Source organism: Streptomyces tibetensis, from assembly GCF_007655005.1.
GTDB classification, from domain to species: Bacteria; Actinomycetota; Actinomycetes; order Streptomycetales; family Streptomycetaceae; genus Streptomyces; species Streptomyces tibetensis.
The window spans coordinates 46,713-60,120 of the sequence record NZ_SZVW01000028.1 but is presented as its reverse complement, the minus strand read 5'-3'; the positions used below and the strand labels follow the sequence as shown (position 1 = coordinate 60,120).

11 protein-coding genes are annotated in these 13,408 nt (G+C 70.9%); 3 read left to right on the top strand and 8 right to left on the bottom strand.

Annotated features, from left to right (window positions below; translation table 11 throughout):
* Positions 1-55: 55 nt before the first annotated feature.
* A complete protein-coding gene (gene uvrA / locus FDO69_RS36470) occupies positions 56-2,542 on the bottom strand; it encodes an excinuclease ABC subunit UvrA (protein ID WP_104787285.1) in 2,487 nt (828 codons plus the stop codon).
* Positions 2,543-2,623: 81 nt separating this feature from the next.
* Between uvrA and FDO69_RS36465 the strand changes: the two genes are divergently transcribed.
* The 3 genes from FDO69_RS36465 to FDO69_RS36455 all read left to right on the top strand — a co-directional run bounded on the left by FDO69_RS36465 (position 2,624) and on the right by FDO69_RS36455 (position 5,381).
* On the top strand, positions 2,624-3,349 hold the full coding sequence (locus FDO69_RS36465; protein ID WP_104787282.1) for a TioE family transcriptional regulator: 726 nt from the start codon (positions 2,624-2,626) through the stop codon (positions 3,347-3,349).
* A gap of 31 nt (positions 3,350-3,380) precedes the next feature.
* Positions 3,381-3,833, top strand: a complete 453-nt coding sequence (locus FDO69_RS36460) for a nucleoside deaminase (protein WP_170320992.1) — start codon at positions 3,381-3,383, stop codon at positions 3,831-3,833.
* 135 nt (positions 3,834-3,968) lie between these two features.
* Positions 3,969-5,381 carry a condensation domain-containing protein gene (locus FDO69_RS36455; RefSeq protein WP_104787277.1) on the top strand — a complete coding sequence of 471 codons (1,413 nt, stop codon included), beginning with the start codon at positions 3,969-3,971 and terminating at the stop codon, positions 5,379-5,381.
* A gap of 40 nt (positions 5,382-5,421) precedes the next feature.
* Here the strand turns inward: FDO69_RS36455 and ccsB are convergent, their stop codons facing one another.
* From ccsB to hemL, 7 genes are all read right to left on the bottom strand, one after another.
* Positions 5,422-6,504: a c-type cytochrome biogenesis protein CcsB gene (ccsB, locus tag FDO69_RS36450; protein WP_104787274.1), complete on the bottom strand. Its 1,083-nt coding sequence runs from the start codon at positions 6,502-6,504 to the stop codon at positions 5,422-5,424.
* Positions 6,501-8,246, bottom strand: a complete 1,746-nt coding sequence (gene resB / locus FDO69_RS36445) for a cytochrome c biogenesis protein ResB (RefSeq protein WP_104787271.1) — start codon at positions 8,244-8,246, stop codon at positions 6,501-6,503. Before resB ends, ccsB begins: the two co-directional genes overlap by 4 nt.
* Before the next feature lie 3 nt (positions 8,247-8,249).
* Positions 8,250-9,023, bottom strand: a complete 774-nt coding sequence (locus tag FDO69_RS36440; RefSeq protein ID WP_104787268.1) for a cytochrome c biogenesis CcdA family protein — start codon at positions 9,021-9,023, stop codon at positions 8,250-8,252.
* A 13-nt stretch (positions 9,024-9,036) separates the two neighbouring features.
* The gene (locus tag FDO69_RS36435; protein WP_104787265.1) at positions 9,037-9,684 is read right to left on the bottom strand and encodes a TlpA family protein disulfide reductase; all 648 of its coding nucleotides are present in this window, start codon (positions 9,682-9,684) and stop codon (positions 9,037-9,039) included.
* Positions 9,685-9,750: 66 nt separating this feature from the next.
* Entirely contained in the window at positions 9,751-11,049 is a 1,299-nt protein-coding gene (locus FDO69_RS36430; RefSeq protein ID WP_104787262.1) for a polysaccharide deacetylase family protein, read from the bottom strand.
* 172 nt (positions 11,050-11,221) lie between these two features.
* Positions 11,222-11,920: a histidine phosphatase family protein gene (locus FDO69_RS36425; RefSeq protein WP_104787259.1), complete on the bottom strand. Its 699-nt coding sequence runs from the start codon at positions 11,918-11,920 to the stop codon at positions 11,222-11,224.
* A complete protein-coding gene (gene hemL / locus FDO69_RS36420) occupies positions 11,917-13,233 on the bottom strand; it encodes a glutamate-1-semialdehyde 2,1-aminomutase (RefSeq protein WP_104787257.1) in 1,317 nt (438 codons plus the stop codon). Before hemL ends, FDO69_RS36425 begins: the two co-directional genes overlap by 4 nt.
* Positions 13,234-13,408 lie beyond the last annotated feature (175 nt).

Below are 13,408 nucleotides of genomic sequence, written 5' to 3'. Positions count from 1 at the left end.
GCGCTCCAGCACGGGAGAGAGAAGCGAGCGGGCGGCCCCGAGAGCACCTCTCGACTCACCCTGTCGGCGACCCACCCCTCCGGGACGCCCGCCCCTCAGCGACTTCCCCCGGGGTCCCTTCCGCCACGACCCGGCCTCCGCCCGCCCCGCCGACCGGTCCGAGGTCGATCAGCCAGTCCGAGGCCCGCATCACCTCCACGTTGTGTTCGATCGTGACGACGGAGTGGCCCGCGTCCACCAGCCGTTGCAGCACTCCGAGGAGCCGGGCCGTGTCCGCCGCGTGCAGTCCCGTCGTCGGCTCGTCGAGGACGTAGAGCGTGCGGCCGGCAGCCTTGCGGCCCAGCTCCTTGGCCAGTTTCAGGCGCTGGGCCTCGCCGCCGGACAGGGTGGTCGCGGGCTGGCCGAGGGGGAGGTAACCGAGGCCGACGTCCGCCAAGCGGCGCAGGCGGCCGGCCACGGCGGGTACGTCCCGGAAGACGCCCAGCGCCTCGTCCACCGTCGCCTCCAGCACCTCCGCGATGTCGTGGCCCTCGTACCGGACGGCCAGCACCTCGGGCCGGAAGCGCCGCCCGTGGCAGGCGGGACAGCGCACCTGGACCGCCGGGAGGAAGTGCATCCGGACCGTCAGCACTCCGGCACCCTCGCAGCGTTCGCAGCGTCCGCCCGGCACGTTGAAGGAGAAGCGGCCCGCGGGCAGGCGTCCGGCCGCCGCGAAGGCCTCGCGGATCGGGGTGAAGACGTCCGAGTACGTCGCCGCGTTGGAACGGGGCACGCGGCCGACCGGTTCCTGGTCGATGAGGACGGCCTTGGACAGGTGCTCCCAGCCGTCGATGCCGTCGTGCTCGGCGGGCAGCTCACCGGCCCCGTCGAAGTGGCGGCGGGCCGCCCGGCCGAGGATGTCCAGCAGCAGTGTCGACTTGCCCGAGCCGGACGGGCCGGTGACCGTCACCAGTCGCCCCAGCGGGATCCGTACGGTGACGTCCTTGAGGTTGTGGGCCCGGGCTCCCCTAGTCAGCAGCGCCGTATCGCCGTCGCCTCGGTCGCGTGACCGGGGTGCCGGGAGCCGGCCCGAGAGGTACGCGCCGGTCACCGAGCCCGCCGCTCCCGCCACCTCCTGCGGGGTGCCCGCGGCGACGATCCGCCCGCCGTCCCGGCCCGCCCCCGGGCCGACGTCCACCACGTGGTCCGCCGCCCGCAGCACCTCCAGGTCGTGCTCGACGACGAGGACGGTGTTGCCCAGGTCGCGCAGGCGGCGCAGGACGCCGATCAGGCGGGCGGTGTCCGAGGGGTGCAGGCCCATGGTCGGCTCGTCCAGGACGTAGAGGACACCGGTCAGGCCGGAGCCGAGCAGGGCGGCCAGCCGCAGCCGCTGGGTCTCGCCGGCGGAGAGGCTGGGTGTGGCCTGGCCCAGGGTGAGGTAGCCGACTCCGACGTCCAGCAGGCGCCGTACCCGCTCCTCCAGGTCGGCGACGACCGGCTCCACGAGCAGCCACTCCTCCCCGTCCGACCGTTCGCGCAGGCCGCTCAGCCAGGTGCCGAGGTCGGTCAGCGGAAGCCGGGCGGCCTCGACGATGCCGAGGCCGTGCACGGTCACGGCCCGTGCCCGCGCGCCCAGCCGGGTCCCGTCGCAGTCGGTGCAGGGCTGCTTCACCAGGCCCTGCCGCTCGGCCCGTTCGCGGTACCCGGGGTCGTCGGCGCGCTCGTTGTAGCGGCGCAGCAGGGCCGTCGCGACCCCCTCGAAGCGGCCCGCCGCGACGGTCGCCGGTGGGGCGGTGTCGGGGAAGTGCCGCCGGAACTCGGGGCTTTCGACGCCGTACAGCAGCAGGTCCCGTTGCGGATCGTCCAGTTCGCCGACCGGTGTGGCCGGGTCGAAGGTGAAGCCGTAGTGGCCGGCGGCGGCCCGCAGCACGGGCAGGCTCCAGTCGGTGAACTTGGCGTTCCAGCCCCTCACCGCCCCCTGCGCGACCGGCTTCGTGTCGTCGAGCAGGCGCCGTACGTCGGGCCGGATCACCTCGCCCAGGCCGGTGCAGGCCGGGCAGGCTCCGGCGGGCTTGTTGAAGGAGAAGGAGCCCATGACCAGTTCGGGCACGGGCGTGCCGCAGTGCGGGCAGGGCCGCTGCTCCGCCTCGGCGTCCTCGTCGGCCTCGGCGCCGTCGGTGTGGGACGGCGGGATGTCCTCGCCGCAGCCGGGGCAGGGGCGGATGCCGATGCGGGACCACAGCAGGCGCAGGTAGGTGAAGACCTCGGTGACCGTGCCGACCGTGGAGCGGGGGCTGCGGTTGGTGAGGTGCTGGTCGACGCTGATGGACGGGGACAGGCCGGTGATCGAGTCGACGGCGGGCTTGCTGACGAAGCCGGTGACCATACCCAGCGACTCCAGGTACTGCCGCTGGCCTTCCTGGTGGAGGGTGTCGAAGGCGAGGGTGGACTTGCCGGAGCCGGAGAGGCCGGTCAGGACGACCAGCTTGTTCTTCGGCAGGGAGATGGAGACGTTCTGGAGGTTGTGGAGGCGTGCGCCGGTGACGCGGATGCAGTCGTCCATTCCTTCAAGTCTTCCATTGAAGTGCGGTGTTGAGACTTTTGACCGCTCTTGTGCCTGGCTCTTGCCGTAACCTTCAAATCGATGATGAACGACCGTCGCCTCCGCCCCGTCGACCTGGCCCGGCTCGCCGGTGTGTCGACGCAGCAGATCCGCAATTACGAGGACGCCGGCGTGCTGCCGCCGGCCGCGCGGACCGCGTCCGGCTACCGCGTCTTCGGCGAGGTGCACCGCGGCGCGCTGCTGGCGTACCGGACGCTGATGCGCGGGTACGGGCCGGTGACGGCGACGAACATCCTGCGGACCGTGCACGAGGGCGACGTGCCGGGCGCGCTCGCGCTGCTCGACGCCGCGCATGCCGCGCTGCACGAGGAGCGGGTGGCACTGCGGGCGGCGAGCGAGGCCCTGGAACTGCTCGCGGCCGGGCCGCCCGCCCCGCTGCCGCACTCGGGCGGGCTGCGCATCGGGGAGGTGGCCGCGCTGCTGGGCGTGCGGACGTCGGCGCTGCGGGTGTGGGAGGGGGCCGGGCTGCTCACGCCGGGACGCGAGCGCGGGACGGGGTACCGGGTGTACGAGCCGGCCGATGTGCGCGACGCCCGGCTCGTGCACACCCTGCGCCGCAGCCACTACCTGTTCGACCAGATCAGGCCGGTGCTGGAGGGGCTGCGGCGGGAGGGCGGCAGTACCGCGCTGCGGGCGGCCGTAGCGGCGCGCGGCGAGGCGCTGACGGCGCGCACCAGAGTCATGATCGAGGGCGCGGGCGCCCTGCACGCCCACCTCGACCGGCTCACGGCGGCCGAGGCGGGTTAGGGAGCGGCCGGGCGGGGTCATGGATGAGGTCATGGACCGGGCACTGGCGCGCACATGGCTCACGACCGCCGTCGAGGAGGCCCGCACCGGGCTCGCCGAGGGCGGCATCCCGATCGGTGCCGCGCTGTACGGCGCCGACGGCACCCTGCTCGGCCGTGGCCACAACCGCCGCGTCCAGGACGGCGATCCGTCGCTGCACGCGGAGACGGCGGCCTTCCGCGCGGCCGGGCGGCAACGCTCCTACCGGGGCACGACGATGGTGACGACCCTGTCGCCGTGCTGGTACTGCTCGGGGCTGGTGCGGCAGTTCGGCATCTCTCGCGTCCTGATCGGGGAGGACGTGACCTTCCGCGGCGGCCACGACTGGCTCGCCGAGCACGGTGTGAAGATCGTGCTGCTGGACGACGAGGAGTGCATCGGCCTGATGCGGGACTTCATCGCGGGCAACCCGGATCTGTGGAACGAGGACATCGGCGTCAACTGAGCGCACCGTCCGGGGTTCGCATCACCGTTCGGGATGCCATCCGTTCCATTGAAATGTAGCGACACCCGGTGTCGCCGGTGGCGGGTTCGCCATTCCTTTGGTCGGGTCTATCCCACCTGCGAACGGAGACGCCCTGTGCGAATGACTGACATCCAGCGCTGCGACGTACGACCTGGGCGACTCGTCGAATGGACGCTCAGCCCGGCCACCGTCGCGACGGCGAAGGCCCTGCCGGAGGACTCCAGGCCGCCCGCCTACATCCAGGAGTCGCATCTGCGGACGGCGCGGTCCGTGCGCGAGGACGGTCTGTTCGTACCCACCTGGCTCGGCGCGGCGTTCGACATCCCGGGGCGGGTCGACCTGGACGCTCTGGGTGAGGCGCTGCGCGGCTGGACGCTGCGGCACGAGACCCTTCGCAGCGGCTTCCGCTGGGCGGGCGGGCCGGGCGACTCGATCCGCCGCTTCACTCTCGATGAGGCCTCCGTCTCCCTGCACCGCGAGGACGCCGGCGAGTTCACCGATCCCGAGGCCCTGGCCCAGCACCTCCAGGACCGCTTCGACACCACCGCCGACGCCCTGCGCTGGCCGAACCTCATCTACACGGCCGTCGTCCGCGACGACAGCACCAGCGTGTACATGGCTTTCGACCACAGCAACGTCGACGCGTTCTCCATCTACCGCATCCCCGCGGAGATCCAGGAGCTGTACGCCGCCCATCTCACCGGCCGCGCTCCGGAGCAGTCTCCGGTCTCCAGCTACGTCGACTTCTGCGAGGCCGAGCGGGCCGACGCGGACCGGCTCGACGCGGACCACGAGATCGTCGCCCGCTGGCGGGAGTTCATCCGGCGCTGCGACGGGCGGCTGCCGAGCTTCCCCGTGGACCTCGGGCTGGATCCCGAGGGCGGGCTGCCGACGCAGAAGCTCATGCGCGAGATGCTCGTCGACGCGGACGCCGCCGCCGCGTTCGAGGCGTATTGCCGCCCCTACGGCGGTTCGCTGGTCGGGGTCCTGGCGGCGACCGCCCTGATCGTCCACGAGATCGGCGGTGAGCCCGTCTACCGGACGGTGGTGCCCTTCCACACCCGGGCGAAGTCCGCGTACTCGGACTCGGTGGGCTGGTACGTCGGCGGCGCGCCGATCGAGGTGCCCGTCGCCCAGGCGCCCGACTTCCCCGCCGCGCTGAAGACCGTACGCGCCGCGCTGCACGCCACCCGGCCGCTGGCCCGGATGCCGCTGGCCCGGGTGCTGCGGCTGCTCGGCGCGGACTTCCGGCCGACGTCCCCCGACATGTACTCGATCGTGTCGTTCGCCGACGCCCGCGGCATCCCCGAGTCCACGACCTGGACCGAGCGCAACGCCTACGGCCTGATCCGGGTGTCGTACGGCGACCAGGTCTGCGCCTGGGTCACCCGGCTCCACGAGGGCCTGTGGTTCGCGGCCCGCTACCCGGACACCGATGTCGCGCACAAGAACCTGCGGCTGTACGCCGACCGGCTGCGCGACATCATCGCGTCGGTCGCGGACCACGCCCCCGCCGCCCGCCGGTGAGACGCCCCGGCGGGGTCGGGACGGGGCACATCAGCGAGATCTAGACGCCGGCGTAGGAGTGCTTGCCGGAGACGAAGATGTTCACGCCGTAGTAGTTGAACAGCCAGCAGCCGAAGGCGATGAGGGCCAGGTAGGCGGCCTTGCGGCCCTTCCAGCCGGCGGTGGCGCGGGCGTGCAGGTAGCAGGCGTAGGCGACCCAGGTGATGAACGACCAGGTCTCCTTCGGGTCCCAGCCCCAGTAGCGGCCCCAGGCGTCACCGGCCCAGATGGCGCCCGCGATGATCGTGAACGTCCACAGCGGGAAGACGGCCGCGTTGACGCGGTAGGAGAACTTGTCGAGGGAGGCGGAGGAGGGCAGCCGCTCCAGGACGGAGGTCGCGAAGGTGCCGGGCGTGCCGCCGCTCGCGAGCTTGCTCTCGTAGGAGTCCTTGAAGAGGTACAGGATCGTGGCGACCGCGCCCACGTAGAAGACCGCGCCGCAGAAGATCGCCGTCGAGACGTGGATGTACAGCCAGTACGAGTGCAGGGCCGGGACCAGCTGGTCGCTGGCGGTGTAGAGGACCGTGACCGCGAGGCCCAGGTCGAGCAGGACCGAGGTGATCAGGAACAGGCCGAGCCAGCGCACGTTCTTCTTCAGGGCCAGCAGCCCGAGGTACACGCCGACGGCGACCGTGGAGAACGTGATGTTGAACTCGTACATGTTGCCCCACGGGGCGCGTTCCACCGACAGGGCGCGGGTGAGGACACCGGCGAACTCGATAAGGAAGGCGAGGACCGTGAGGGAGATGGCGATCCGGCCGTACAGGTCGCCCTGCTCGTCCCCGCCGTGCGCCCCGGGACCGTCGGGCACGTCGCGCTGACCGGACGCGGCCCGCACGGTGACCTTCGGCCGCTCCAGCACGGCGGTGCCGCCGGCCTGGTTCACGGTGACGGCCGGGGCCGTCTTCTCGGCGTCCGCCTTGGTGGTGAGCGCGGCGGCGGTCCTGGCGACCTTGCTGCGGCTGCCGAAGAGCCATTCGGCGATGTACGCGAAGAAGGCCAGGGTGTAGACGGCCATCGCGGAGTAGATCAGCACGTTGCTGATGTTCGCGAGGTTTTCATTGGTGGCGGCGGCGAGAGTCACTGCTTCTCAGCCCCTTCGGCAGGTACGGGGGGTTCGGTACCCGGCTCCTGATCGGGGTCGGGGGAATCTGCGGGGGCGTCGGGGCCGGGAGCACCCGGTGCCTGCTCGTAGAGGTCGCCGGCGAGGTGGCCCAGTTCCTCGGGGACCTTGGCGGACTCGCTGCGGCCGAGGCCGGCCATCTCGACGACGGTGACGCCGTCGGCGCCCTTGACCGCGCGCACCCAGACGCGGCGGCGCTGGATGAACAGGGAGGCGGCGAGGCCGCCGATCGCGGCGAGGGCACCGGCGAGGGCCCAGCCGCTGCCGGGCTGCTGGACGACCTGGAAGCCGGCCCACTCCTTGATGTCCTTGCCGAAGGTGACCGAACCGGCGCCGTTCGGGAGCTTCATGGTCTCCCCGGGCTTCAGCAGCTTCTTGAACAGCTTGCCCTGGGAGTCCTTGAACTCCTTCATGTTGGTCCGGTCCATCTGGTACACGCTCTGCGGGATGCCGGAGTCGGCCCCGAGGTCGCCGTGGTAGGCGGACAGCGCGAGCAGCGGATTGTCCAGTGCGGGGAACTGCGACAGCATCGTGCCGCTGGCATGGCCGCCGAAGGTCGGCACGAAGAACGCGTTGAAGCCGAGCTGTTCCTTCTTGCCCTGAGCGTTGCGGTAGCCGTCGAGGACCTTGACGACACCGGAGGAGGTGACGTTGGCGTCCAGCGGCAGCAGCGGTACGGCGTCGTCGAAGACGACCTTGCCCTTGGCGTCGCGGACGGTGATGACGGGCGCGTAGCCGTGGCTGACGAGGTAGACCTTGGAGTCGCCGATCTCCAGCGGGTGGTTCACCTCGACGGTGTCGTTCTCGTCCTTGCCGTAGGCGCCCGTGCTGTAGGTGATGCCGGCCTGGTAGACGCGCGGGGTGCCCTTGTTGGGGCCGGTGCGCTCGTAGGTGCCGGTGAACTTCTTCAGGTTGAAGCTGAACGGCACCAGGTCGTCGGAGGTGAAGAGGTTGCCGGACTTGAAGTCGTCGTACTGGGTGAGGGTGTTGGAGAAGCCGTCACCCTCGACGACCAGCTTGTTCCCCTCGGACTTGTACAGCTGGCCCCAGGCGAAGGCGGTCAGCATCACGATGAGGGCGATGTGGAAGACGAGGTTGCCCAGCTCGCGCAGGTAGCCCTTCTCCGCGGCGACGGCGCCCCCGGTGAGGTGGGTGCGGAAGCGGCGCTTCTTCAGCAGGGCCAGGGCGGCCTGGTGGACCTGCTCGGGTTCGGCGGTGGTGCGCCACGTGGTGTGGGCGGGCAGCCGGTTCAGCCGCCGGGGCGCGCCGGGCGGCAGGCCGCGCAGCTGACCGACGAACTGCCAGGTGCGGGGCACGATGCAGCCGATGAGGGAGACGAACAGCAGGATGTAGATCGCGGAGAACCACACCGAGCTGTAGACGTGGAACATGCCGATCTTGTCGTAGACGTCCCCGAGGGTCGGGTGGGCCTTGCGGAAGTCGGCGACCTTCGTCTCGTCCTGGCCCGACTGCGGGATGAGAGAGCCGGGGATCGCGCCGAGGGAGAGCAGCAGGAGCAGCAGCAGAGCGACCCGCATGGAGGTGAGCTGCCGCCAGAACCAGCGGACCCAGCCGACGACGCCCATGGACGGCAGGCTGGGCGCCTCCTCCTTGGGGGCGGTGGACAGCTGGGAGCCGGCGTCTCCCAGCTCCTGGTCCTCGGCGGCGGACGGGGCCGGGTCGGAGGCGGTGGTCTTGCTCATCGATCAGATCCCCACAGTGAAGCCGTCGGACCAGACCTGCATCTCCTGCACGATGCGGTCCCACGCGCCGGTCAGCAGCAGCAGACCGGTCACGATCATCATGGTGCCGCCGATCCGCATCACCCAGACGTAGTGGCGCTTGATCCAGCCGAAGGCTCCGAGGGCCTTGCGGAAGGCGACCGCGGCGAGCACGAACGGCACGCCCAGGCCCAGACAGTACGCGACGGTGAGGACGGCACCGCGTCCGGCGCTCCCCTGGTCGGAGGAGAGGGCCAGCACGGAGGCCAGGGTGGGGCCGATACAGGGCGTCCAGCCGATGCCGAACAGCGCGCCGAGCAGGGGCGCGCCCACCAGCCCGGCCACGGGCCGCCGGTGGAAGCGGAACTCCCGCTGGGTGAGCCAGGGCATCAGGCCCATGAAGAAGACGCCCATGAGGATCATGAGGACGCCGAGCACCTTGGACAGGACGCCCTGCTGTTCCTGGAGCGTCTGTCCGAAGTAGCCGAACAGCGCCCCGGTGGAGACGAACACGGCGGTGAAGCCGAGCACAAACAGGGACGCGCCCGCGACCATCCTCCCGCGCCGCGCCTCGGCGAGGTCGGTGCCGGCGACCCCCGTCACGTAGGACAGGTAACCGGGCACCAGCGGCAGGACGCACGGCGAGAAGAAGGAGACGAGTCCGCCGAGCAGCGCGATCGGCAGGGCCACCAGCAGGGCGCCGTTGAGCACCGTGCCGTTGGGGTCCGCGACCGCGGCGAGCGTGGTGACTGCGCTCACGTCACTACTCCGCTCACTTCTCGGCGACGACCGGCTTGAGCATCTTCAGCAGCCGTTCCTCGCTGAGCGCGGACAGGGAGCGGGCCGCGATCTTGCCGTCCCGGTCGAGGATGAGCGTGGAGGGGATCGCCTGCGGGTTGAGCGTGCCCTTCTTGAAGCGCAGCAGCAGCTTGCCCGTGGGGTCGTAGAGGCTGGGGTAGGTGATGCCCCAGTCCTTCTCGAAGGCGAGGGCCGCGCCGGTGGAGGTGTCGCGGGTGTTGATGCCGACGAACTGCACGCCCTTACCGGCGTACTCCTTGGAGACCTTCGCGAAGTACTTGGCCTCGGCGCGGCAGGGGTTGCACCAGGAGCCCCACACGTTGAGGACGACGACCTTGCCCTTGTAGTCGGCGACGTCGAGGGTCTTGCCGGCGATGGTCTTGCCGGACAGGTCGGGTGCCGGGGTGCGCTTGCCCTGGGCGGCCGTGGCGACGCCGTCGGTGCCGGTGACGAAGTTGGTGTTGCCGCCCCCGCCGGAGGTGCCGCCGGAGCCGCACGCGGTGACGAGCAGCGCGGCAGCGGCGAGGCCGGCGGTCAGGGTGGCACTACGGCGGACACGTCGGGCGCGCTCGGTGGCACGGGTCGTGCGGTTCGAACGCTGGGGGGCGCTGTCGGCACTCATGTGAAAAGTTTCGCATGCCCGTTCTGGGGGTCTCGCCCACCCCCCTTGCGGGCGGAAAACCGCATTTCAGGCGGCGTTCCCCGAGGCCTCTCGGCTGGGCGTGGCGGGCTGGCCGGTGAACTCCCGCCAGCCACCGGCCGGCTGCTGCCCGACCCCGAGCGTACGGAGCTTGTCGAGCACCTCGGGCTTCTGCACGTCCAGCCAGTCGGCGAACTGCCGGAAGGAGACGAGACGCACATCCGCGCCCTTCTCCTTCTCGCGCGCGATGTGCTTGAAGGCCTCTTCGACGGCGTCCATGTAGATGCCGCCGTTCCACTGCTCGAAGTGGTTGCCGATGAAGAGCGGTGCCCGGTTTGTCTCGTATGCCCGCTTGAATCCCTGGATGTACGCCTGGGCCGACTGCTTCCGCCAGCCCGGGTAGTTGTGGGCCGGAGCCTTCGTGGTCGCGAGGGACTGGTTGGCCAGCATGTTGTAGTCCATCGACAGGACCTCGAAGCCGCGGCCGGGGAAAGGTATCTGCTGCAGGGGCAGGTCCCATATGCCCTGGCGCTTGGTGGGCCAGACCTGGAGGCCGCCGGGCGAGGAGGCGTCGTAGCGCCAGCCGAGCTCGCGGGCGGTGGGCAGCAGGTTGTCCTGGCCGAGCAGACAGGGCGTACGGCCGCCGACGAGCTCCTTGTCGTAGTCGAACGGCAGCGACGGCAGGTCGGTCCAGCCGGTGTTGGTGCGCCACTCCTTGACGAAGGACTTCGCCTGGTCGATCTCGCTGCGCCACTGCTGCGGCGTCCAGTTCTTGACCGAGCCGTGGGACTCGCCGCAGAAGTGACCGTTGAAGTGGGTGCCTATCTCGTGGCCCTCCAGCCAGGCCCGGTGGACGTTCTTCAGGGTCGCCTTGACGTGGTCGTCGGTGAGGTAGCCGATGTCGGAGGCACCGCGGGGGTTGTTCGGCGGGTCGTAGAGACGCTTCTTCGACTCGGGCAGCAGGTACAGCCCGGACAGGAAGAAGGTCATGCTCGCGCCGTGTTCCTTGGCGAGGTCCAGGAAGCGCGGGAAGAGGCCGTTGCCGACCTCACCGGCGCCGTCCCAGGAGAACACCACGAACTGGGGCGGGGTCTGACCCGGCTCCAGCGGCTCGGGCCTGGCGGGCTGGTGGGGCTGCTTGCCGGTGTGGCTGGTGGATCCGTCGCCGATGGGGCGGGCGGTGGGCTTCGGCTTCGGCTTCGATCCGCCCTGTGCGGAGTCGCCGCCGGAACCGTCGGCGTGGCCGGAGTCGTCCGAGCCCGTGAGACCGCCGCATCCGGCGAGTGAGACGGCGGCGGCGGCTCCCGCGCCGAGTCCGAGCATTCCCCTGCGGGAGAGAGCGCGCATGGCATCCCCGATTCGTCACGTCGTGCTGGTCACCCAGTCAGAGGCCGTGACGAGGACAGAGGTTCCGCTGATATGCGCAGATTCCGTAACGAAGCAGTCGTAAGCGCTCATAAGGGGGCGGACGAAAGGCTCTGCGCGCCTGCCGAACGCCCCCGTACGCGAGGCCGGGGAGTTACGCCCCGAACGCCTTGGCCTGCCCCTTCACCGGCTTGGCACCGGCGAGGAGATGGGCCGGGACAAGATCGCGGGCCGGCTCGGTGTAGCCGACGGAGACGATCCGGTCGCCCTGGTACGTGAACGTCGTCAGCGACGCGAGCGTGCACTGGCGCTTGCGCGGGTCGTGCCAGAGGCGGCGGCGCTCGACGTAGGACCGGACGATCCAGATGGGCAGCTGGTGGCTGACCACGACCGCCTCGTGCCCGCGGGCCTTGTCCTTGGCCGCGCTCAGCGCGCTCATCATGCGGACGACCTGGTCGACGTACGGCTCGCCCCAGGACGGCCGGAACGGGTTGACCAGGTGCTTCCAGTTGCCGGGGTTGCGCAGCGCCCCGTCCCCGACGCCGAACGTCTTGCCCTGGAAGATGTTGTCGGCCTCGATCAGCCGCTCGTCGGTCGCCAGGTCCAGCCCGTGTGCCTTGGCGATCGGCTCGGCCGTCTCCTGGGCCCGCTCCAGCGGCGAGGCGACGACATGCGTCACATCGCGGCCGGACAGGTGCTCGGCGACCCGGTCGGCCATCCGGCGCCCCAGGTCGGAGAGGTGGTAGCCGGGGAGGCGGCCGTAGAGGATGCCGTCCGGGTTGGCGACCTCGCCGTGCCGCATGACGTGGACGACGGTGATGTCCTCGCCGCTGTTGTTCTGCTGGTCGCTCATGCCGTGGCCTCCGCAGCCGCCCGGGCCGCCGCCGGAAGGGCGTCGGCGATCCGCTGCACGGCCCGCTCGTCGTGCGCGGTGGACACGAACCAGGACTCGAAGGAGGACGGCGGCAGGTAGACGCCGTCGGCGAGCAGCGAGTGGAAGAACGCGGTGAAGCGGAAGGACTCCTGGGTCTTGGCGTCCTCGTAGTTGCGCACGGGCCGGTCGGTGAAGAACACGGAGAACATGTTGGAGGCGTTCTGGAGCGTGTGCGCCACGCCCTCCTTGGTCAGGGCGTCGGTGACCAGGCCCTGGATCTCCTTGGACACCGCGTCGACCTTGGCGTAGGCGGCGTCGTCGAGGAGCCTCAGCTGGGCGAGCCCGGCCGCGGTGGCGACGGGGTTACCGGAGAGGGTGCCGGCCTGGTAGACGGGCCCGGCCGGGGCGAGGTGGGCCATGACGTCCGCGCGCCCGCCGAAGGCCGCCGCGGGGAAGCCGCCGCCCATGACCTTGCCGAAGGTCATCAGGTCCGGGACGACGCCGTCGACCCCGAACCATCCGGCCCGGCTGGTCCGGAAGCCGGTCATGACCTCGTCGGAGATGTAGAGCGCGCCGTTCTCGGCGCAGAGGTCCTTCAGGCCCTGGTTGAAGCCGTCGGCGGGCGGTACGACACCCATGTTGCCCGGGGAGGCCTCGGTGATCACGCAGGCGACCTCGCCGGGGTGGGCCAGGAAGGCCTCGCGTACGGCGTCGAGGTCGTTGTACGGCAGCACGATCGTGTCGCCGGCCTGGGCGCCCGTGACGCCCGGGGTGTCGGGCAGCGCGAAGGTGGCGACGCCGCTGCCGGCCGCGGCGAGCAGCGAGTCGACGTGCCCGTGGTAGCACCCGGCGAACTTGATCACCTTGGTGCGCCGGGTGAATCCCCGCGCGAGCCGGATGGCGGACATGGTCGCCTCGGTGCCGCTGGAGACGAGCCGCACCTGCTCCAGCGGCGCCACGCGGGCGACCATCTCCTCGGCGAGCGCGACCTCGCCCTCACCGGGCGTGCCGAAGGACGTGCCGCGGGAGACGGCGTCCTGCACGGCGGCGATCACCTCGGGGTGGGAGTGCCCGAGGATCATGGGCCCCCAGGAGCACACGAGGTCGACGTACTCCCTGCCGTCGGCGTCGGTCAGATAGGGACCGGTGCCGGACACCATGAACCGCGGCGTGCCGCCGACGGCTCGGAAGGCCCGCACCGGGGAGTTCACGCCCCCGGGCGTGACGGCCGCCGCACGGTCGAACAGAGCCTGCGAGGCCGGTGCTTCATACGGATATGCCAGTTCACTCATGACCTGCGACTTCTCCGACCTTCTCCGACGCTGTCGGGCTCCGGGTGCCAGTGACCTGTTCAGGGTAGGCCAGGGGCGCGGGCGGACGGGGCACGGGACAACCGGCCCCGTGGTCCCCGTCGTCTGCGAGACTGGACCCGATACACACAGCTCGCACGGCCCCGGCGTGGTCGGA

Excerpts from the sequence above, each read along its gene's own strand:
- uvrA (WP_104787285.1), bottom strand. The coding sequence starts at position 2,542 with ATGGACGACTGCATCCGCGTCACCGGCGCACGCCTCCACAACCTCCAG.
- FDO69_RS36465 (WP_104787282.1), top strand. The coding sequence starts at position 2,624 with ATGATGAACGACCGTCGCCTCCGCCCCGTCGACCTGGCCCGGCTCGCC.
- FDO69_RS36460 (WP_170320992.1), top strand. The coding sequence starts at position 3,381 with ATGGACCGGGCACTGGCGCGCACATGGCTCACGACCGCCGTCGAGGAG.
- resB (WP_104787271.1), bottom strand. The coding sequence starts at position 8,246 with ATGAGCAAGACCACCGCCTCCGACCCGGCCCCGTCCGCCGCCGAGGAC.
- FDO69_RS36435 (WP_104787265.1), bottom strand. The coding sequence starts at position 9,684 with ATGAGTGCCGACAGCGCCCCCCAGCGTTCGAACCGCACGACCCGTGCC.
- FDO69_RS36430 (WP_104787262.1), bottom strand. The coding sequence starts at position 11,049 with ATGCGCGCTCTCTCCCGCAGGGGAATGCTCGGACTCGGCGCGGGAGCC.
- FDO69_RS36425 (WP_104787259.1), bottom strand. The coding sequence starts at position 11,920 with ATGAGCGACCAGCAGAACAACAGCGGCGAGGACATCACCGTCGTCCAC.
- hemL (WP_104787257.1), bottom strand. The coding sequence starts at position 13,233 with ATGAGTGAACTGGCATATCCGTATGAAGCACCGGCCTCGCAGGCTCTG.